Annotated in this window: 13 protein-coding genes; 11 read left to right on the top strand and 2 right to left on the bottom strand. The window is 72.8% G+C overall.

Annotated elements, in window-relative coordinates; genetic code table 11:
* The first annotated feature begins 84 nt into the window (after nucleotides 1-84).
* The 7 genes from iolC (at nucleotide 85) to ACZ4Z4_RS03015 (ending at nucleotide 8,517) form a co-directional block, all read left to right on the top strand.
* Nucleotides 85-1,041 carry a 5-dehydro-2-deoxygluconokinase gene (gene iolC / locus ACZ4Z4_RS03045; RefSeq protein ID WP_468321304.1) on the top strand — a complete coding sequence of 319 codons (957 nt, stop codon included), beginning with the start codon at nucleotides 85-87 and terminating at the stop codon, nucleotides 1,039-1,041.
* A gap of 80 nt (nucleotides 1,042-1,121) precedes the next feature.
* Nucleotides 1,122-2,003 carry a Cgl0159 family (beta/alpha)8-fold protein gene (locus ACZ4Z4_RS03040; protein WP_468322095.1) on the top strand — a complete coding sequence of 294 codons (882 nt, stop codon included), beginning with the start codon at nucleotides 1,122-1,124 and terminating at the stop codon, nucleotides 2,001-2,003.
* A gap of 27 nt (nucleotides 2,004-2,030) precedes the next feature.
* Entirely contained in the window at nucleotides 2,031-2,843 is an 813-nt protein-coding gene (iolB, locus tag ACZ4Z4_RS03035) for a 5-deoxy-glucuronate isomerase (protein WP_468321301.1), read from the top strand.
* Complete coding sequence (gene iolD / locus ACZ4Z4_RS03030) at nucleotides 2,840-4,708, top strand: 3D-(3,5/4)-trihydroxycyclohexane-1,2-dione acylhydrolase (decyclizing) (RefSeq protein ID WP_468321298.1); 1,869 nt, start codon at nucleotides 2,840-2,842, stop codon at nucleotides 4,706-4,708. Before iolB ends, iolD begins: the two co-directional genes overlap by 4 nt.
* A gap of 17 nt (nucleotides 4,709-4,725) precedes the next feature.
* Entirely contained in the window at nucleotides 4,726-6,228 is a 1,503-nt protein-coding gene (gene mmsA, locus ACZ4Z4_RS03025; RefSeq protein WP_468321295.1) for a CoA-acylating methylmalonate-semialdehyde dehydrogenase, read from the top strand.
* A 119-nt stretch (nucleotides 6,229-6,347) separates the two neighbouring features.
* Nucleotides 6,348-6,692 carry a tautomerase family protein gene (locus tag ACZ4Z4_RS03020; RefSeq protein WP_468321292.1) on the top strand — a complete coding sequence of 115 codons (345 nt, stop codon included), beginning with the start codon at nucleotides 6,348-6,350 and terminating at the stop codon, nucleotides 6,690-6,692.
* Between the two features lie 397 nt (nucleotides 6,693-7,089).
* Nucleotides 7,090-8,517, top strand: coding sequence for an APC family permease (locus tag ACZ4Z4_RS03015; RefSeq protein WP_468321289.1), 1,428 nt, complete (start codon nucleotides 7,090-7,092; stop codon nucleotides 8,515-8,517).
* A 110-nt stretch (nucleotides 8,518-8,627) separates the two neighbouring features.
* On the opposite strand, the gene ACZ4Z4_RS03010 is transcribed toward ACZ4Z4_RS03015, so the two are convergent.
* On the bottom strand, nucleotides 8,628-9,845 hold the full coding sequence (locus ACZ4Z4_RS03010; RefSeq protein ID WP_468321286.1) for a threonine synthase: 1,218 nt from the start codon (nucleotides 9,843-9,845) through the stop codon (nucleotides 8,628-8,630).
* A 189-nt stretch (nucleotides 9,846-10,034) separates the two neighbouring features.
* On the opposite strand from ACZ4Z4_RS03010, the gene ACZ4Z4_RS03005 reads away from it, so the two are divergent.
* The 3 genes from ACZ4Z4_RS03005 to ACZ4Z4_RS02995 all read left to right on the top strand — a co-directional run bounded on the left by ACZ4Z4_RS03005 (nucleotide 10,035) and on the right by ACZ4Z4_RS02995 (nucleotide 15,416).
* Entirely contained in the window at nucleotides 10,035-12,698 is a 2,664-nt protein-coding gene (locus ACZ4Z4_RS03005; protein WP_468321283.1) for an alpha/beta fold hydrolase, read from the top strand.
* A complete protein-coding gene (locus ACZ4Z4_RS03000; RefSeq protein WP_468321280.1) occupies nucleotides 12,695-13,561 on the top strand; it encodes an ABC transporter permease in 867 nt (288 codons plus the stop codon). Before ACZ4Z4_RS03005 ends, ACZ4Z4_RS03000 begins: the two co-directional genes overlap by 4 nt.
* Before the next feature lie 145 nt (nucleotides 13,562-13,706).
* Nucleotides 13,707-15,416 (top strand): vWA domain-containing protein, encoded by a 1,710-nt coding sequence (locus tag ACZ4Z4_RS02995; RefSeq protein ID WP_468321277.1) that lies wholly within the window; start codon nucleotides 13,707-13,709, stop codon nucleotides 15,414-15,416.
* Nucleotides 15,417-15,431: 15 nt separating this feature from the next.
* On the opposite strand, the gene ACZ4Z4_RS02990 is transcribed toward ACZ4Z4_RS02995, so the two are convergent.
* Entirely contained in the window at nucleotides 15,432-17,246 is a 1,815-nt protein-coding gene (locus ACZ4Z4_RS02990) for an arabinofuranosyltransferase AftB family protein (protein WP_468321274.1), read from the bottom strand.
* A 171-nt stretch (nucleotides 17,247-17,417) separates the two neighbouring features.
* Between ACZ4Z4_RS02990 and ACZ4Z4_RS02985 the strand changes: the two genes are divergently transcribed.
* Nucleotides 17,418-19,358: an AMP-dependent synthetase/ligase gene (locus ACZ4Z4_RS02985; protein ID WP_468321272.1), complete on the top strand. Its 1,941-nt coding sequence runs from the start codon at nucleotides 17,418-17,420 to the stop codon at nucleotides 19,356-19,358.
* The last annotated feature ends 113 nt before the right edge of the window (nucleotides 19,359-19,471 follow it).

Here is a 19,471-nt window from a genome sequence, read left to right as displayed (position 1 = left end):
AAGGACAAAATGTTGACAGGGTTCCCGGGGCGGGATTAGACCTGGGGGCACACGATCGTCGGGTCCGTCGAAGGGACGCACAGGGTGAGTGATCCGTACGACGTCATCACGATGGGCCGGATCGGGGTGGACCTGTATCCCCTCCAGAGCGGGGTGCCCCTCGCCGAGGTGACCGCGTTCGGGAAGTTCCTCGGCGGCTCGGCGAGCAACGTCGCGGTGGCCGCGGCCCGCCTCGGCCGCCGCACCGCCGTCATCACCCGCACCGGTGAGGACCCCTTCGGCGACTATCTGCACGGCGCGCTGCGGGAGTTCGGCGTCGACGACCGCTGGGTGACCCCGGTCGCGGACCTGCCGACGCCGGTGACGTTCTGCGAGATCTTCCCGCCGGACGACTTCCCGCTGTACTTCTACCGGCTGCCGAAGGCGCCCGACCTGGAGATCCACGAGGCCGAGCTCGACCTCGACGCGATCGCCGCGGCGCGGATCTTCTGGATGACGGGGACGGGACTGTGCGCGCAGCCGAGCCGGTCGGCGACGCTTGCGGCGCTCGCCCACCGGGCGCGCGCGGGGATCACCGTGTTCGACCTCGACTGGCGGCCCATGTTCTGGAGCGACCCGGCCGAAGCGCGGCCGCACTACGCCGCCGCCCTCGCCCACGCCACCGTCGCCGTCGGCAACCTCGACGAGGTGGAGATCGCCACGGGGGAGCGCGAACCGCTCGCCGCCGCCGGGGCGTTGCTCGACGCCGGCGTCCAACTGGCCGTCGTCAAACAGGGCCCCGCCGGAGTGCTCGCGATGAACCGCGCGGGCGAGGCGGCGCAGGTGCCACCGCTCCCGGTGAAGGTCCTCAACGGACTCGGCGCGGGGGACGCGTTCGGCGGGGCGCTGTGCCACGGGCTGCTCGCGGGCTGGGACCTCGAACGGATCATGCGGTACGCCAATGCGGCGGGGGCGATCGTCGCCTCCCGCCTTGAGTGTTCGTCCGCCATGCCGTTTGCCGGCGAGGTCGCCTCGGCGGTGGATGCGGGGGCCGTCACATGAGTCCGGGCGCCGCCCGGGGTGGCCGCGCACGGGGCTCCGCCCCGGACCCCGCTCCTCAAACGCCGGAGGGGCTGAAACCCATCTCCGTAGACGTCGGCGAACTCGTCCGCACCCGCGCCCGGCACCCCGAAGCCGTCGCCGAAGCCGCCTCACGGCGGGTGCGGCGGGAGTTGGTCGGGGAGAGTGGGCGGCTCATGATCGTCGCCGCTGATCACCCTGCCCGGGGGTCCCTCGGCGTGGGGCGGGACCCGCTCGCCATGGCCAACCGGGCCGACCTCCTCGAACGGCTCTGTCTCGCCCTGTCGCGGCCCGGCGTCGACGGCGTGCTCGCCAGCGCCGACGTCCTCGACGACCTGCTGCTCCTCGGCGCCCTCGACGGCAAGGTCGTCATGGGGTCGATGAACCGCGGCGGGCTCGCGGGTGCCGCCTTCGAGCTGGACGACCGGTTCACCGGGTACCGGCCCGAGGACATCGATCGGCTCGGCTTCGACGCGGGCAAGCTGCTGCTGCGCGTCGACCACGACGACCCGGGGTCGCTGCGGACCCTGCACTCCGCCGCCCGTGCCGTCGACGCCATGGCCGAGCGCCGGCTGCCCGTCTTCGTCGAGCCGTTCCTCACCGGGCGCGACGGCACCGGCCCGCCCCGCAACGACCTGAGCGCCGAGGCCGTCACGCGGTCCATCGCCATCGCCTCCGGCCTCGGCGGCACCTCCGCGTACACCTGGCTGAAGGTGCCCGTCACCGAGAACCCCGACGACATGGCCCGCGTCATGGAGACCTCGACGCTCCCCGCCGTCCTGCTGGGCGGCGACACCGGAGGCGATCAGGAGGCGGCGTACGAGAAGTGGCGCGGCGCCCTGCAACTGCCCACCGTGCAGGGGCTCGTCGTCGGCAGGGCGCTGCTCTATCCGCCCGACGGCGACGTGGCGCAGGCGGTCGACACCGCTGTAGGACTGCTGTAGCAGGGCGGACAGGTCGAGGAGGCCCATATGACGTACGTACCGAAAGGCAGTACGGCCGACGGCCCGTACACCTTGGACATCGATCCGAAAAGAGCCGGTTGGACCTACTCCCACCTGCGCGTCGTCGAGCTCGGACCGGGCGGACTGCACTCCTTCGCCACCGGCGAGAGTGAATGGATCGTGCTCCCGCTGACCGGCGGCTGTACGGTGCAGACAGCAGACGGGATCATCGAACTGCTGGGCCGCGACAGCGTGTTCAGCGGAGTCTCCGACTTCGCTTACGTGCCGCGCGACGCCCGGATCACGATCGCCTCCGGCGCGGGAGGCCGCTTCGCCCTGGCAGGAGCGAAGTGCGAGCGTCGACTCCCCGCCCGCTACGGCTCCGCGCCGGAGGTACCCGTCGAGCAGCGGGGAAGTGGCGGCTGCGCCCGCGAGGTCCGCAACTTCGCCTCGGCGGACGCCTTCGACTGCGACCGGCTCATCGCCGTCGAGGTGATCACGCCCGGCGGCAACTGGTCCTCGTACCCGCCGCACAAGCACGACGAGCACCGCCCCGGCGTCGAGGCGGAGCTGGAGGAGATCTACTACTTCGAGATCGAGGCGCACGACGGCCGCGAGGGCTTCGGCTACCAGCGCGTCTTCCCGTCCAGACAGGGCGGCACCGACGTCCTCGCCGAGGTCCGCACCGGGGACGCCGTGCTGGTGCCGGACGGCTGGCACGGCCCGTCCGTCGCCCAGCCGGGGCACGCGATGTACTACCTGAACGTGATGGCGGGACCCGGCCAGGAGCGGGAGTGGCGGATCTGCTTCCACCCCGACCACACGGAGGGATACCGATGATCCGGCTCACCACGGCCCAGGCCCTGGTCCGTTTCCTGTCCCGGCAGTACACCGAGCGGGACGGCGCGCGGCAGCGGCTCATCGGAGCGACCTGGGGCATCTTCGGACACGGCAATGTCGCCGGGGTCGGGCAGGCACTCGTGGAGTACGCCGACGAGATGCCCTTCCACCAGGGACGCAACGAACAGGCCATGGTGCACGCCGCCGTCGGTTACGCCCGGCAGTGCGGCCGCCTCGCCACCCACGCCGTCACCACCTCCATCGGCCCCGGCGCCACCAACCTCGTCACCGGCGCCGCCCTCGCCACCGTCAACCGGCTGCCCGTCCTCCTGCTGCCCGGCGACACCTTCGCGGCCCGGCCCGCCGACCCCGTCCTCCAGCAGCTCGAAGTCCCGTACGCCGGAGACGTGTCGGTCAACGACTGCCTGCGCCCGGTGTCCAGGTACTTCGACCGCGTCACCCGCCCCGAGGCGCTGATCCCCGCCGCGCTCGCCGCGATGCGGGTGCTCACCGACCCCGCGGAGACCGGCGCCGTCACGCTCGCCCTGCCGCAGGACGTGCAGGCCGAGGCGTACGACTGGCCGGACGAGTTCTTCACCGAGCGGATCTGGGCCGTCCGGCGGCCGGCCCCCGATCCGCGCGAACTGGCCACCGCCGCCGCGCTGGTGCGCACGGCCCGCCGCCCCCTGGTCGTCGCGGGCGGCGGCGTCCACCACAGCGCCGCCGAGGACGCCCTGCGGGAGTTCGCCGACGCCACCGGGATTCCCGTCGCCTCCACCCAGGCGGGCAAGGGCTCCCTGCGCCACGACCATCCGGCGGACGTCGGCGGCATCGGGCACACCGGCACGGCCACCGCCGACGGACTGGCCCGCACCGCCGACCTCGTGATCGGCGTCGGCACCCGCTACAGCGACTTCACCACCGCGTCCGGCACGCTCTTCGAGGCGCCCGACGTGCGCTTCCTCAACCTCAACATCGCACCCTTCGACGGCCACAAGATGGCCGGCGACACCCTGATCGCCGACGCCCGCGCCGGGCTCGAAGCGCTCACCGGGGCGCTGCACGGCCACCGCGTCGAGCCCGCGTACGCCGCCGAGTACACGGACGGCAAGGAGCGCTGGGAGCGGCGCGTCGACGCCGCGTTCCGGGCGGACGAGCCGGACGTGCGTCCGACCCAGGCCCAGGTCGTCGGGTTGCTCGACGCCCTGGTGACGGACGAGGACGTGGTCATCAACGCCGCCGGATCGCTCCCCGGCGACCTGCACAAGCTGTGGCGGGCCCGCTCGCCGCGGCAGTACCACGTCGAGTACGGCTACTCCTGCATGGGATACGAGATCCCGGCGGCCATCGGTGTCGCGCTCGCCGCGCCGGAGCGGCCCGTGTGGGCGCTGGTCGGCGACGGCACGTACCTGATGAACCCGACCGAGATCGTCACGGCCGTCCAGGAGAACCTGCCGATCAAGGTCGTCATCCTCCAGAACCACGGCTACGCCTCCATCGGCGGGCTCTCGGAGTCCGTGGGCGGCGAGCGGTTCGGCACCGCCTACCGCTTCCGGGCGCCGGACGGCTCGTACACCGAGGGCCCGCTGCCCGTCGATCTGGCGGCCAACGCGGCCTCGCTCGGCATGCGGGTCCTGCGCGCCGGGACCGTCGGTGACCTGCGCGAGGCGCTGCGCGAGGCGCGCCGGGCAGACCGTCCCACATGTGTCTATGTGGAGACGGAAACGGCAGACACAGTGTCGGGGCCGCCCCCGGCACAGGCGTGGTGGGATGTGCCCGTGGCCGAGACGGCGACCCGGGTGTCCGCGGTCAAGGCCAGGGAAGAGTACGACCGGCACGTCACTGCCCGACGCCGCCACCTGTGAGAAGAGGGATGCTTGTCATGACGAAGACCGTGAACCACTGGATCGGTGGGAAGGCCGTCGAGGGCGCGTCCGGTACGTACGGCCCGGTCACCGACCCGGCGACCGGCGCCGTCACGACGCAGGTCGCGTTCGCGGACGTGGACGAGGTGGACGCGGCCGTCGCCGCCGCCCGCGAGGCCTTCGCGACCTGGGGCACCTCCTCGCTCGCCAAGCGCACCGCGATCCTCTTCAAGTTCCGCGCGCTGCTCGACGCCAACCGCGACGCGATCGCCGAGCTGATCGTCGCCGAGCACGGCAAGGTGCACTCGGACGCGCTCGGCGAGGTCGCCCGCGGCCTGGAGATCGTCGACCTGGCCTGCGGCATCACGGTGCAGCTGAAGGGCGAGCTGTCGACGGAGGTGGCGTCCCGCGTGGACGTCTCGTCGATCCGCCAGCCGCTGGGCGTCGTCGCGGGCATCACGCCCTTCAACTTCCCCGCCATGGTCCCGATGTGGATGTTCCCGCTGGCCATCGCGTGCGGCAACACCTTCGTGCTCAAGCCGAGCGAGAAGGACCCGTCCGCGTCGATGAAGATCGCGGAGCTGCTGAGCGAGGCCGGTCTGCCGGACGGCGTCTTCAACGTCGTGCACGGCGACAAGGTTGCCGTGGACCGTCTCCTGGAGCACCCGGACGTCGCGGCCGTCTCCTTCGTCGGCTCCACGCCGATCGCCCGCCACATCCACACCGCCGCCTCCGCCAACGGCAAGCGCGTGCAGGCCCTCGGCGGCGCCAAGAACCACATGCTGGTCCTGCCGGACGCCGACCTCGACGCGGCCGCCGACGCCGCCGTCTCCGCGGCCTACGGCTCGGCCGGCGAGCGCTGCATGGCCATCTCGGCGGTCGTCGCGGTCGGTTCGATCGCCGACGAGCTGGTCGGCAAGATCAAGGAGCGCGCCGAGAAGATCAAGATCGGTCCGGGCAACGACCCGACCTCGGAGATGGGCCCGCTCATCACGGCCGCCCACCGCGACAAGGTCGCCTCGTACGTCACGGGCGCGGCGGCCGAGGGCTGCGAGGTCGTTCTCGACGGCACCGGCTACACGGTCGAGGGCCACGAGAACGGGCACTGGATCGGGCTCTCGCTGCTCGACCGCGTGCCGACGACCGCCAAGGCCTACCAGGACGAGATCTTCGGCCCGGTCCTGTGCGTGCTGCGCGTCGACACGTACGAGGAGGGCGTGGCCCTCATGAACGCCTCGCCGTTCGGCAACGGCACCGCGATCTTCACCCGGGACGGCGGCGCGGCCCGCCGCTTCCAGCTGGAGATCGAGGCGGGCATGGTCGGCGTCAACGTGCCGATCCCGGTGCCGGTGGGCTACCACTCCTTCGGCGGCTGGAAGGACTCGCTCTTCGGCGACCACCACATCTACGGCAACGACGGCACGCACTTCTACACGCGCGGCAAGGTCGTCACCACGCGCTGGCCGGACCCGTCGGACGCGCCGGCCGGGGTGGACCTGGGCTTCCCGCGCAACCACTGAGCCGTCCCGCCGAGCCGCCCCCGGCTCCCGAAGCCCCCGGCCCACTCCCCCTGGCCGGGGGCTTCGCCATTGGTTCACCGTTCTACGATGTGTGCGCACTACATGAAAGGCCGTGAGCCATGCCGCACATCGACATCGACTACGCCGACACCCTGTCCGGCGTCCTGGATCTGCCGTCCCTGGTGGCGGAGCTGCATCCCCTGGTCGTGGAGCGGGTGGACTCGGTCGGGGTCGGCAAGACGTTCTGCCGCTCCTCGGCGGCCTTCGTGGACGGCAGGCCCGAGGCGCCCTTCGTGCACGTCACCGTGGGCCTGCTGCCGGGGCGCGGGCCCGCCGTGAAGGCGGGGCTCTCCGACGACGTCCTCGCGCTGCTCGGCAAGCATCTGTCGGGGGTGGCGGGCGCGACGTACTCGGCGGAGGTCCGTGACCTCGACCCGTCCTACCGGCTCCACCCGACGCACTGACCGGAGCCGCTCGGTGACCGAGTGTGGAGCAGGGTCGTCCGGATTCCGGACGGCCCTGATTCTTTTTTGACGCTCCCCTTGCGGTTCCCGTGCACAGGGTGCAATTCGGGCAGCTAAAGCCCTCGTGTTCATACACCTGCAATATGAAGGTCATCTTCGGTGGCGGCATGTTCATTGAGGCCCGCCTCGGCAAACTCTTGGGAATGCGAGGCGACTTGGGAGGCGGCCGTGCTGCGGATTCCGTAGGTAAGTGACCGTTGACGTTCCGGTTGTCGCCGGGGTTCGATGACGCGCCGGGAGCCACAGAAACACGCAGCTCAACAGCCTTCGGAGGCGATAGCGCTCCCGCCGCACCCCACGCATCTCCTGCCGTACGAGTCGATCGGAACCGCGCTCCATGACCGATACGCTTCGCCCGCCCCAGTCCGCCACCACCGAAGCCCCTCCGGTGCCGGTGGCCGTCCCGGGCGATCCCCAGAAGCTCAAGCGTTCCATCGGCGTCGTCGGCGGCACCCTCCTCACGCTGTCGTGCGTGACGCCCGCCTCCACGCTCTTCGTCGTCGTCCCCGACCTCTTCTCCTCGCTCGGCACCGCCACCGCGCTCACCATCGCGATCGGCTCACTGCTCTGCGTGGGCGTCGCGTTCTGCTACTCCGAGCTGGGCACCCTCATCCCCAGCGCGGGCGGCGAGTACGCGATGGTCTCCACGATGGCGGGCCGCCTCGCCGGCTGGCTGGTCTTCGTCCTCTCCCTGCTGGTCGTGATGATCGTGCCGCCCGTCATCGCCATGGGCACGGCCGACTACCTGGCGCCGGTCGTCCACCTCGACCCGTCCTACGCGGGCGCGGGCGTCATGATCTGCGCGACCCTCGCCGGCCTGCTCGACCTGCGCGCCAACGCGTGGATCACCGGCATCTTCCTCGTCCTCGAAGTCGTCGCGGCGGGCGTCGTCGCCGTCCTCGGCTTCGCGCACGCCGAGCGCGGCCCCGGCAGCCTGGTCGACCTGACCGTGGCCTCCGGCTCGGGCGGCTCCGGCGGCGTCGACACCGTCACGGCCATGCTCATCGTCTCCGGGCTCGCCATCGCCCTCTTCGTCACGCAGGGCTTCTCCACCGCCGTCTACCTCTCCGAGGAGATGGAGAACCCCCGCCGCAACGTCGCGCGCACCGTCCTCGCCACCCTCGCCATCTCCGCCGTGATCATCCTGGTGCCGGTCATCGCCATCACCATGGGCGCGGAGAGCCTCACCGCGCTGACCGAGGGCGACATCAGCGCCATGGTGGCCGCCTGGTCCAACTCGGCCGTCGGCACGTTCGTCAGCCTCTGCGTGGCCCTCGCGATCATCAACGCGGGCATCGTCATGGTCATCCAGAACTCCCGCGTCCTGTTCGCGTCGGCCCGGGACAAGGCGTGGCCCTCGCCGGTCAACAAGGCCCTGTCCAAGCTCGGCGCGTCCGGCGCGCCCTGGATCGCCACGCTGCTCGTGGGCGTCCCCGGCGCGCTCCTCTGCTTCGTCAACCTGGACACGCTGTACGGCGTGACCGGCGTCTCCGTGACCGGCATGTACCTCCTGGTGGCCGTCGCCGCGCTGCTGGCCCGCCGCGGCTCGCACGGCCACGCGGCGGCCTGGCGGATGCCGCTGTGGCCCGCGGTGCCGGTGGTGCTGATCGCGGTGCTCGCGTACGTGCTGAGCCAGCAGGAGATGGCGTACCTCGCCTGGACCGGCGGGATCGTGGTGGCCGCCACCCTGTACTGGGCGCTGTACCTGCGGCCGCGCCGGGACACGCGGTGGCTGGTGAGCGTGCCGGAGGACGGGCAGGGCTGACGCGCCCGCGGACGTGGTGAGCGGGCCGGGGGACGGGCGGGGCTCACGCCGACGTGGCGAGCGCGCCGGAGGACGGGCGGGGCTGACGCGCCCGCGGTGAGCTCACCCGCTCACCCTCCCACCCGCCGCTCCACCTCCGCCCAGTCCTCCGGGTCCAGCTCGACGGAGCCCGTACCGCCGAGCAGGTCACGGTCCTTGAACCCGCTGGACGTGGAGACGCACACCACGGGCCCCTCCACCGCGGCGGCGCCCAGCTGCCGGTACCCCGCGAGCCCCGCCGCGGCGGACAGCTCCGGCCACAGCCCGCCCCGCGCCAGCTCGTCCCGCGCGGCCACCATCTCCGCGTCCGTGACGAGCAGCGCCGCGCCCCCGCTCTCCCGCACGGCGACGACCCCGCGGTACCCGCCCACCGACGAGCCGATCGCGTACGCGGCCGTCTCGCCGACCGGCACCTGCGTCGCGTCCACCCCGTCCCGCAGCGCCGCGGCGAGCGGCCCCCCGGCCGCGGGCTCGCACGAGTACAGGCGCGGCACCCGGTCGGTCACGCCGAGCCGCACCAGCTCCGCGAAGCCCTTCCAGACGCCGAAGAGGAGCTCGCCGTACCCGGTGGGCAGGAAGACGGCGCCCGGCACGCCGACTTCGGCGTGGATCTCGTACGCGAGGGTCTTGTAACCCTCGGGCCCGAACGCGTGCCCGGTGTGCGTCGGCGTCACATTGCTGACGGGGTGGTAGCCGAACCGCTCCACGATCCGCCGCAGCAGCGGCCACCGCGCGTCCACGGGCACGGGCAGCACCACGGCGCCGTACGCCCGCAGGAACGCGTCGACCGCGGGCGGCGTGTCCGCCGACGTGAGCACGGCGCAGCGCAGCCCGGCCCGCGCCGCGTACGCCGCCGCCGAGGCCCCGTGGTTGCCGGACGAGGCGACGACGACGCCCTCCGCGCCCGCGCCGACCGCCGCGCTGACGGTGACGCGGTTGATGCGGTCCTTGTGGCTCCAGGTCGGATTGCGGGACTCGTCCTTGATCCAGAGGCCGTCGTCGAAGGGCACGAGGGGCGTGCCGCCCTCGCCGAGCCCGGGGGCGTGCAGCGGCGGCAGGAGGGGGGCCCACCGGTCGTGGCCGTGCTCGTGGCCCCGCGGGTGGCCGGGCGCGGTGGTGAAGAGGCCGGCGGGCACCTTGTCGTAGGCGTAGTCGACCTCGACCGGGTACGACACGGTGTCCGTACTGGTGACCGGACAACCGGCCGTGAGCGGCGGCCACAGCGGGAAGCGGACGGACGGATCGCCCAGCGAACGCTGGCCGGTGGCGAGGGAACCGAGAGGCGTCATGGGGGGAGACTCTATTGACCGGCGCCGACCGGCGCTGAGCGGTACTGACCGGCCTGACCGGTACCGAGTCGTCGCCCGTGCCTACCACCACCGCGGTATGCGGGGCGCGGAGTCTACTCCCCGGGGAGGCCGCGGGGTTCAGACCGGTGGCTGCCGCCGTTGTCGGTGGGCGCCCGTACCTTTGACGGCATGGATCTACGACTGCCCAGGCCCAGGTTCCCCGTGCCGCGCGGTCCGCGCAGGCTGCTCGCCGCCGCGGCCGCCGTCGCGGTCCTCGCAGGCGTGGGCACATGGTCGGCGGTCGCCTCGGACGACGGCCCCGCCGTGCGCAGGGCGGACCGCGTGGTCGACACCGGCGGCGCCCGGATCGACACCTCGTACTTCACGGCGGGCGACCCGGACGAGAAGCGCCCCGCCGTCCTCATCGGCCACGGCTTCGGCGGCAGCAAGAGCGACGTGCGCGAGCAGGCGGAAGACCTCGCCAAGGACGGTTACGCGGTCCTGACGTGGTCCGCCCGCGGCTTCGGCCGGTCCACCGGCAAGATCGGGCTCAATGACCCCAAGGGCGAGGTCGCCGACGTCTCGAAGCTGATCGACTGGCTCGCGACCCGCCCCGAGGTGCGGCTCGACAAGGACGGCGACCCGCGCGTGGGCGTCACCGGCTCGTCGTACGGAGGGGCGGTGTCCCTGCTCGCCGCAGGACACGACAAGCGGGTGGACGCGATCGCCCCCCAGATCACGTACTGGAACCTCGCGGACGCCCTGTTCCCCGACGGCGTCCTCAAGAAGCTCTGGGCCGGCATGTTCGTCAACACCGGCGGCGGCTGCGAGAAGTTCGAGAAGCGGCTGTGCGCGATGTACGAGAGGGTCGCCGTGGCCGGCAAGCCCGACGCGGCGGCGCGCGAGCTGCTCGCCGAGCGCAGCCCGGCCGCCGTCGGCGACCGCATCAAGGTGCCCACGTTCCTCGCCCAGGGACAGACCGACTCCCTCTTCCCCCTCGGCCAGGGCGACGCCATCGCCAAGGCCGTCCGCGCCAACCACGCGCCCGTGACCGTCGACTGGATCGCCGGCGGCCACGACGGCGGCGAGCGCGACCGCGAGCGCGACCGCGTCGAGCAGCGCGTCGGCACGTGGTTCGACCGCTATCTCAAGGGCGACAAGGGCGTGGACACGGGCCCGGCGTTCCGCGTCACCCGCACCGGAGGGATGGATTCCACCGACGGTGCCGCGCGGCAGCGGGGCGCGAGCGACGACCGCTATCCAGGTCTCCGCAGCGGGCCGCGCGCGGTCCCGCTCGGCGGGCGCGAGCAGACCTTCGACAACCCCGCGGGCGCGAGCCCGCCCGCGATCTCCGGACTCCCCGGGGCCGGCGGCGGCTCGCTCTCCCGGCTCTCCTCCCTGGGCGTCGGCGTCTCCCTGGACTTCCCCGGCCAGTTCGCCAAGTTCGACTCGAAGCCCCTCGGCCACGACCTCCGCATCACCGGGTCCCCGACGGTCCGCGCCCACGTGCGGTCCTCCAGCGGCGACGCGGTGCTGTTCGGGAAGGTGTACGACGTGGGGCCCGACGGCAAGCAGCAGGTCCTGCCCTCCCAGCTCGTCGCTCCCATCCGGGTGACGGGCGCGAAGGACGGCAAGGACGTCGAGCTGACCCTGCCCGCCGTCGACCACGAGGTGCAGAAGGGCCACCGCCTCCGCCTCGCCCTCTCCTCGACCGACCTCGGCTACGCGTCACCCGTCGAGCCCGCCAAGTACACCGTCTCCCTCAAGGGCGACCTGAAGGTGCCGACCGCGCCCGGCGTGGAGACCGCCGCCGCGCCGCTGCCCTCCTGGGTGTGGTGGCTCCCCGCCGCCGCGGCCGTCCTCGCCCTCGGCCTGCTCGTCACCGCGCGCAGGCGCGCCACGGCCCCCGCCCCCGACCCGGAGCTCGCCGAAGTGCCCCTCCGGATCACCGACTTGAGCAAGCGGTACGCGAAGTCCACCGACCGGTACGCGGTCCGCGACGTCTCCTTCACCGTGGAGAAAGGCCAGGTCCTCGGCCTCCTGGGGCCGAACGGCGCGGGCAAGACCACCACCCTGCGCATGCTCATGGGCCTCATCCAGCCCGACGCGGGCGAGATCCGCGTCTTCGGCCACGCCATCAGGCCGGGGGCGCCCGTCCTCTCCCGCGTCGGCGCGTTCGTCGAGGGCGCCGGATTCCTGCCCCACCTCTCCGGCCGGGAGAACCTGGAGCTGTACTGGAAGGCCACCGGCCGCCCCGCCGAGGACGCCCACCTCACCGAGGCGCTGGAGATCGCCGGCCTCGGCGACGCGCTCGCCCGCGCCGTGCGGACGTACTCCCAGGGCATGCGGCAGCGCCTCGCCATCGCGCAGGCCATGCTCGGCCTCCCGGACCTGCTGATCCTCGACGAACCGACCAACGGCCTCGACCCGCCGCAGATCCGCGAGATGCGCGAGGTCATGATCCGGTACGCACGCGGCGGCCGCACCGTCATCGTCTCCAGCCACCTCCTCGCCGAGGTCGAGCAGTCCTGCACGCACCTCGTCGTCATGGACCGCGGCCGCCTCGTCCAGGCGGGCCCGGTCGCCGACATCGTGGGCTCCGAAGACACGCTCCTCGTCGGCCTCGCGACGGACATCCCCGACCCGCTCGTCGAGAAGGTCGCCGCGCTGCCCGGCGTCGCCTCGGCGGTCCGTGCCGACGACGGCATCCTGCTGCGCCTCGACGGCACGGAGCACGCCAGCGCCGTCCGGCTCCTGCCCGAACTGGTGCGCCTGGACGTGCCCGTGGAGTCCATGGGCCCGCACCGCCGCCTCGAAGACGCGTTCCTGACCCTGATCGGAGGCACCGCATGAGCGCCCCCACCGCGGAGCGCCCGACCGCGCCCGGCTACCGCGCGGGCCGCACCCTGCCCCTGCGGGTCGAGGCGGTCCGCCAGCTGAAGCGCCGCCGCACGCTCGTGATGGGCGGCATCATGGCGCTCCTCCCCGTCGTGCTGGTCATCGCGTTCGCCGTCGCGGGCGGCTCACCGGGCTCCCGCAGCGGCGAGGTGACACTGATGGACACGGCGACGGCGTCCGCCACGAACTTCGCCGCGACATGCCTGTTCGTGTCGGCGGGCTTCCTGCTCGTCATCCCCGTCGCGCTGTTCTGCGGCGACACGGTCGCCTCCGAGGCGAGCTGGTCCTCCCTGCGCTATCTGCTCGCCGCGCCCGTGCCGCGCGCCCGCCTCCTCTGGTCCAAGATGGCCGTCGCCCTCGGCATGAGCGCCGCCGCGATGGTGCTGCTGCCCCTCGTCGCCCTGGCGGTCGGCGCGGTGGCGTACGGCTGGGGCCCCCTGGAGATCCCCACGGGCGGCACACTCCCCGCCGGCACGGCGATCCGACGCCTCGTCATCGTCGTCGCGTACGTCTTCGTCTCCCAACTGGTCACCGCCGCCCTCGCCTTCTGGCTGTCGACGAAGACCGACGCCCCGCTCGGCGCGGTGGGCGGCGCGGTCGGCCTGACGATCGTGGGCAACGTCCTGGACGCGGTCACCGCCCTCGGCGACTGGCGCGACTTCCTCCCCGCCCACTGGCAGTTCGCCTGGGCCGACGCGATCCAGCCCCGCCTGGAGTGGGGCGGCATGATCCAGGGCTCGGCGATCTCGGTGTCGTACGCGCTGGTGCTGTTCGCGTTGGCGTTCAGGGGGTTCGCGCGGAAGGACGTGGTGAGCTGAGCTGAGGTGGGGCGGCCGGGCGGCCGCCGGGCTGTCCTGGGGCTCCGTGGCCGCATCGCAACCCTTCCGCAACATCCCGGGGCGATCGTTCGACGCTCCCTCCGCGTCACAGGCGGGAAAGCCGACGACGACCCGAGGAGGAGCGATGCTGGGAGAGAAGCGGGGAGCGACACGGGCCCGGAAGAGGCGAGAGGGGCTGCTCGCCGCGGCCGTCGTGGGCGGGCTGCTGCTCACCGGCTGCACTGGCTGTACCGGCGGCAGCAGCGGCAATCGCGCCACCGCGGAGGGCAGGGCCAGGGGCGACGGCCCCGGGTCGTTCCCCGCGCCCGCGCCCGCCGCGCCCGCCGCGCCCGGCGGGGAGGACGAGGGCAGCCACCGGGACGCCGCGCCCCCGCCCGACCACCTCTCCACGTTCGCCCTGGACGTCGACACCGCCTCGTACGGCTACGCGCGACGCACTCTCGCCGAGGGGCGGCTGCCCGATCCGGCGACCGTCCGGCCCGAGGAGTTCGTCAACAGTTTCCGGCAGGAGTATCCGCGGCCCGACGGCGACGGCTTCTCGGTGAGCGTGGACGGGGCCCGCACGGGTGACGGCGACTGGTCGCTGGTGCGGGTCGGTCTCGCCACCCGTGGCGAGCCGGACGGGAGCGAACGGCCGCCCGCCGCCCTCACCTTCGTCATCGACGTGTCGGGCTCCATGGCGGAGCCGGGCCGCCTCGACCTCGCCAAGAAGTCCCTCGGCATCATGACCGACCGGCTGCGCCCCGACGACTCGATCGCGCTCGTCACCTTCAGCGACACGGCGGAGACCGTCCTGCCGATGACGCGCCTCGGCGGCACCGGCACCGGCACCGGCGATGGCGGCGGTGACGGCCGCGACCGCGTGCACGACGCCATCGACGGTCTGGAGCCCACCGAGTCCACCAACCTCGAAGCGGGCGTCACCACCGGCTACGACACCGCCGTGCGCGGCAGGCGGGCAGGCGCCACCAACCGTGTCGTGCTGCTCTCCGACGCCCTCGCCAACACGGGCGACACCAGCGCCGACGGCATCCTGGAGCGGATCTCCGAGGCCCGCCGCGAGCACGGCATCACCCTCTTCGGCGTCGGTGTCGGCAGCGACTACGGCGACGCCCTCATGGAGCGGCTCGCCGACAAGGGCGACGGCCACACCTCGTACGTCTCGGACGAGGAGGACGCCCGCGAGGTCTTCTGCGAGCAGCTGCCCGCCCACGTCGAACTGCGGGCCCGCGAGGCGAAGGCGCAGGTCGCGTTCGATCCGGAGACCGTCGAGCAGTTCCGGCTCATCGGGTACGAGAACCGTGAGGTCGCCGACGAGGACTTCCGCGACGACTCCGTGGACGGCGGCGAGATCGGGCCGGGCCACACGGTGACGGCGCTGTACGCGGTGCGGGCCAAGCCGGGCGCGGACGGGCAGCTCGCCACGGCGAGCGTGCGCTGGCTCGACCCGGACAGCCGGGCGCCGCACGAGGAGTCGGGCCGCATCGAGGCCGCCGACCTCGACGGCTCACTGCGCGAGGCGGACGAAGGGCTCCAGGTCGCCGCCACCGCCGCCTACTTCGCGGACGCCCTGCGCGCCGCGTCCCCGGCCGGCGGTGTCGGCGGTCACTCCGGTCCGCGGCGCGGGGCGGCCCTCCCCGCCGCCCCTTCCCTGCGTGAACTCTCCGAGTGGGCCCACGCGCTGCCCTCCCGCGGCCGCGACAAGCAGGTGCGTGACCTGACGGAGGCCATCGACCGGGCGGCGCGCCTCAGCGGCGGGGACGGAACGGCCGGGGACGGCGACGGAACGGCCGGGGACGGGGACGCCACCACGGGCGAACTCCGCCCCGGTTAGCCGGTCAGGACCGCCTCACCGCTCCCGGCCGCCGCACAGCTCCCGCTCGGCCCGTACCGGGTCGTTCGGGAAGCGGAAGGAGGTGAGCTCGGCGGCGCCCGTCAGGTTCCGCCAGAACCGGCCCACCGTCAGCGGCGCGCGCGTGGCCGCGCGCAGCTCCGCGAAAGGAGCGCAGCGCAGGGCGCGCCGTGCGGCGTCGACGCGGGCGGGGTCGAGCCCCGCGGGCAGGTCGCCACGGACGCCGCGCTCGGCGACGATCCACTCGTCGGGGAGCCGCTTGTCGTGGCCGACGCGGCCGACGAAGCCCTCGGAGTGGGCGGCCAGCGGGTAGGCGAGCCCGATCGGGTCGAGGGCGGCGCCGGACAGCGGGATGACGGAACCACTGAAGCCGAGCGTGTTGTAGAGGCCGGTCACACCGGGCCGCCGGGCGGTGACCGGAGTCTGGGCGAGGAGCAGCGTGGGCGCGCCGGCCCGCGCCCGGTCCCGTACGAGTTCGCCGTACGACTTGTTGCCCGGGTGCCCCGCGAAGTCGTGGTGCAGGGGGTGCGGCGCGGCGTTCTGCCGTACGTACACCCCGCGCTCGTCCGCGATACCGCTCCGCCCGATGTATCCCTCGTAGGGCACCCGCAGGCCGCCCGCGCACACGGCGGCCCACACGCCGACCACCACCGCGACGACGCTCCACGCGCGCGTGACGGGCACGAGGAAGACGGGCAGCAGCATGAGCAGCAGTCCCGGCAGGAACATCCGCCCGTGCATGAAGTCGCCGCCCACCCTGATGACGTACGCCCAGCAGAGGGCCCCGGCGACGAGAGGCGCGGCGAGAACGACAGTGCCCGGAGGAACGACAGCGCCCGGAGGAACGACAGTGCCCGGAGGAACGACAGTGCCCGGAGGGAGGAGTGTCTTGCCGCGCCGTCCGGCGAGCACGGCGGCGTACACGGCGCCCCCGCCGATGGCCACCAGCGGCACCCACAGCACGTACGGCCCGGCGAAGTCCGAGAGGTAGTCGAAACCCCGCCCCCACAGACTCCGCGAGGCCTCCTTGGTGACGCCGGGCAGCGGCATCAGATGTCCGTAGTAGCCCATGCGGAAGATCTCGTACGCGACGGGCAGCGCCCCCGCGGCCCCGGCCCCCGCGAGCACCCCGCGCCACGTGGGCCGCGCGGTCAGCCACTGGGCGGCGAGGAAGACGGCCGACACCAGTGCGAGATCGGGGCGTACGAGGGGGCCGAGACCCAGGACCGCACAGGTCACCAGCGAGCGCGGGCGCGCGCAGAGGGCGAGCCAGGAGCCCGCGATCCAGCAGGTGGCGAGGCCGGTCTCCAGGCCGGAGGTGGCGAAGTCCCAGACGGGCGGCAGCGCGAGCAGTACGAGGGCGCCGCAAGGCAGCAGGAAGCCGTTCCCGCTGCCGAGGGGCAGGGCCCCGCGGAGCCGGAGGACCGCGAGCGAGGCCAGCGCGAACCCGGCGACGGTGAGCAGCAGCCCCCCGTACATCGCCACGGTCGCGATGTCGGCCCCCGTCGCCCCACCGGCGACGAGCAGCCACTGCCACAGGGTGCCGGTGGACGATTCGGCGCGCTCCCCGGGGTTGAAGACGGGCCCGTTGCCCGCGAGCACCTGCCGGACCGTACGGACGTAGATGTGCCCGTCGTCGGACATCCACCGCCGCTGGAACCCGGCGACGCCGATGGCGAGGGCCGGCAGCAGACAGACGGCGAGCCGTACGCGGCCCCGCCACCGCTCGGGGGCCGCCCCGGGAGCCGCTCCGGGCGACGGCCCGGCCACGGTTTCGGACCCACGGACGGACGAATACGCAGAGGTCGTCATGCCCGCTACATCGGCGCAGGTCAGCGAGGGCTTGAGCCACGCACCCCCGTCCGCTGAAGCGGAACGCGTCCACCCCGTTGAATTTTTCTTACGTGTCAGTAAGTTGACCGCTGAGTAAGTCCTTAGTTGACCGATGAGTAAGCCCTTGGAACCGGAAGCCGGGGAGCCGTCATGGGCGTACGCAAGGACCTGAGAAGGGCACAGCGCCGCAGCGACCTGGCGGACCGTGCCGAAGTCGAACTCGTCAGGGACGAACACGGCACCGTGCGGGAGGCCCGCACCGCCCCGCTCGTGGCGCCCGCCACCACGGGCAGCACCGCCGACATCCCCTTCACCAACGCCGTCGAGGCCCCCGACGCCGTCGTCCTGCGCCGCAAGGAGGGCGGCCAGTGGCGCCCCGTGACGGCGGCGGCCTTCGCGCGCGAAGTCACCGACGCGGCCAAGGGGTTGATCGCGGACGGCCTCGAACCGGGCGGCCGCGTGGCGCTGATGTCCCGCACCCGTTACGAGTGGGCGGTGCTCGACTTCGCGATCTGGGCGGCGGGAGGCCAGAGCGTTCCCATCTACGCCACGTCCTCCACGGAACAGATCGAGTGGATCATGCGGGACTCGGGCGCCCGCTTCCTCATCGCCGAGACGGCGGAGAACGCGGCGACGGCCGAGCAAGCACTGGCCGCCGACGCCACCGACGCCGCCGACCCGCCACGCATCCGCCACCTCGACGGCGGCGCGATGGCCGAACTGACAGCCCTGGGCAGGGAATTACCTGACGAAGAAGTGGCCAAGCGCAGGTCGGCGCTGACTCCGGACTCCATAGCGACGCTCGTCTACACCTCGGGCACCACGGGCCGCCCCAAGGGCTGCGTCCTCACGCACGGCAACCTGCACGCGGAGGCGGCGAACACCGTCGACCTCCTCCACCCCGTCTTCAAGGAGATCACGGGGCAGGTCGCCGCCACGCTCCTCTTCCTGCCGCTCGCGCACATCCTCGGCCGCAGCATCCAGATCGCCTGCATGCTCGCCCGCATCGAGCTCGGCCACTGCCCCAGCATCAAGCCGGACGAACTCCGCCCGGAGCTGCGGGCGTTCAGGCCGACCTTCATCGTCGGCGTCCCGTACCTCTTCGAGAAGATCCACGAGACCGGCCGGGCCACCGCGGAGAAGATGGGCCGCGCCTCGTCCTTCGACCGCGCGGAGCGGGTCGCGGTGCGCTTCGGAGAGGCATACCTGAACAAGTTCCTGTCCCTGGACAAGAAGGGCCAGGGCCCGTCCCCGGCCCTCTACGCCGCCTGGGCGCTGTACGAACTCCTCGTCTACCGGCGCATCCGCAAAGAGGTCGGCGGCCGGCTGCGCTACGCGATCAGCGGCGGCTCACCCCTGGACCGCGACCTCAACCTCTTCTTCTACGCCGCCGGAATCATCATCTACGAGGGGTACGGCCTGACGGAGACCACGGCCGCCGCCACCATCACCCCACCGCTCAGGCCCCGCCCCGGCACGGTCGGACTGCCCGTCCCCGGCACGGCGGTGCGCATCGCGGACGACGGGGAGGTGCTGATCAAGGGCGGCATCGTCTTCGGCGCGTACTGGAACAACCCGGCCGCGACGGACGCCGTCCTCGCGGACGAGTGGCTCGCCACCGGAGACCTCGGCGCGCTGGACGACCACGGCTACCTCACGATCACCGGCCGCAAGAAGGACATCATCGTCACCTCCGGCGGCAAGAACGTCTCACCCGCCGTCCTGGAGGACCGCCTGCGCAGCCGTTCCCCGGTCGGCCAGTGCATCGTCGTCGGCGACAACCGCTCGTACGTCGCCGCACTCGTCACCCTCGACCCCGAGGCGGTGCGACACTGGCTCACCGTCCGCAAACGCCCGACGGGCACACCGCTCACGGAGCTCGCCCACGACCCGCAGATGCTCGCGGAGATCCAGAAGGCGGTGGACCACGCGAACGCGGCGGTCTCCCGCGCCGAATCAATCCGCAGGTTCGCGATCGTGGAGGGCGATTTCACGGAGGAAAACGGCCTGCTCACCCCATCCCTGAAGATCAAACGCCACGCGGTGACGGCGGCGTACGCGGCAGAGATCGAGGCGCTTTACGGGCGCTGAGACACACGGCGAGGCGCTCTACGGCCGCTGAGACACACGGCGAGTTGGTGAGGCCGGCGGCGCCGCCGGCCTCACAGGGGCAACGCCCGGCCGGTCGACCGGAGTTCCCGCAC

This window comes from Streptomyces sp. NPDC030245, from assembly GCF_055572995.1.
The sequence above is the reverse complement of the archived record's forward strand: the minus strand, read 5'-3'. Positions and strand labels throughout refer to the sequence as shown.

What these genes read in the sequence shown, in the direction of transcription:
- ACZ4Z4_RS02995 (WP_468321277.1), top strand. Translation starts at nt 13,707, where the DNA reads ATGCTGGGAGAGAAGCGGGGAGCGACACGGGCCCGGAAGAGGCGAGAG.
- ACZ4Z4_RS03010 (WP_468321286.1), bottom strand. Translation starts at nt 9,845, where the DNA reads ATGACGCCTCTCGGTTCCCTCGCCACCGGCCAGCGTTCGCTGGGCGAT.
- ACZ4Z4_RS03000 (WP_468321280.1), top strand. Translation starts at nt 12,695, where the DNA reads ATGAGCGCCCCCACCGCGGAGCGCCCGACCGCGCCCGGCTACCGCGCG.
- mmsA (WP_468321295.1), top strand. Translation starts at nt 4,726, where the DNA reads ATGACGAAGACCGTGAACCACTGGATCGGTGGGAAGGCCGTCGAGGGC.
- ACZ4Z4_RS03020 (WP_468321292.1), top strand. Translation starts at nt 6,348, where the DNA reads ATGCCGCACATCGACATCGACTACGCCGACACCCTGTCCGGCGTCCTG.
- ACZ4Z4_RS02990 (WP_468321274.1), bottom strand. Translation starts at nt 17,246, where the DNA reads ATGACGACCTCTGCGTATTCGTCCGTCCGTGGGTCCGAAACCGTGGCC.
- ACZ4Z4_RS03005 (WP_468321283.1), top strand. Translation starts at nt 10,035, where the DNA reads ATGGATCTACGACTGCCCAGGCCCAGGTTCCCCGTGCCGCGCGGTCCG.
- iolB (WP_468321301.1), top strand. Translation starts at nt 2,031, where the DNA reads ATGACGTACGTACCGAAAGGCAGTACGGCCGACGGCCCGTACACCTTG.
- ACZ4Z4_RS02985 (WP_468321272.1), top strand. Translation starts at nt 17,418, where the DNA reads ATGGGCGTACGCAAGGACCTGAGAAGGGCACAGCGCCGCAGCGACCTG.
- ACZ4Z4_RS03015 (WP_468321289.1), top strand. Translation starts at nt 7,090, where the DNA reads ATGACCGATACGCTTCGCCCGCCCCAGTCCGCCACCACCGAAGCCCCT.
- iolD (WP_468321298.1), top strand. Translation starts at nt 2,840, where the DNA reads ATGATCCGGCTCACCACGGCCCAGGCCCTGGTCCGTTTCCTGTCCCGG.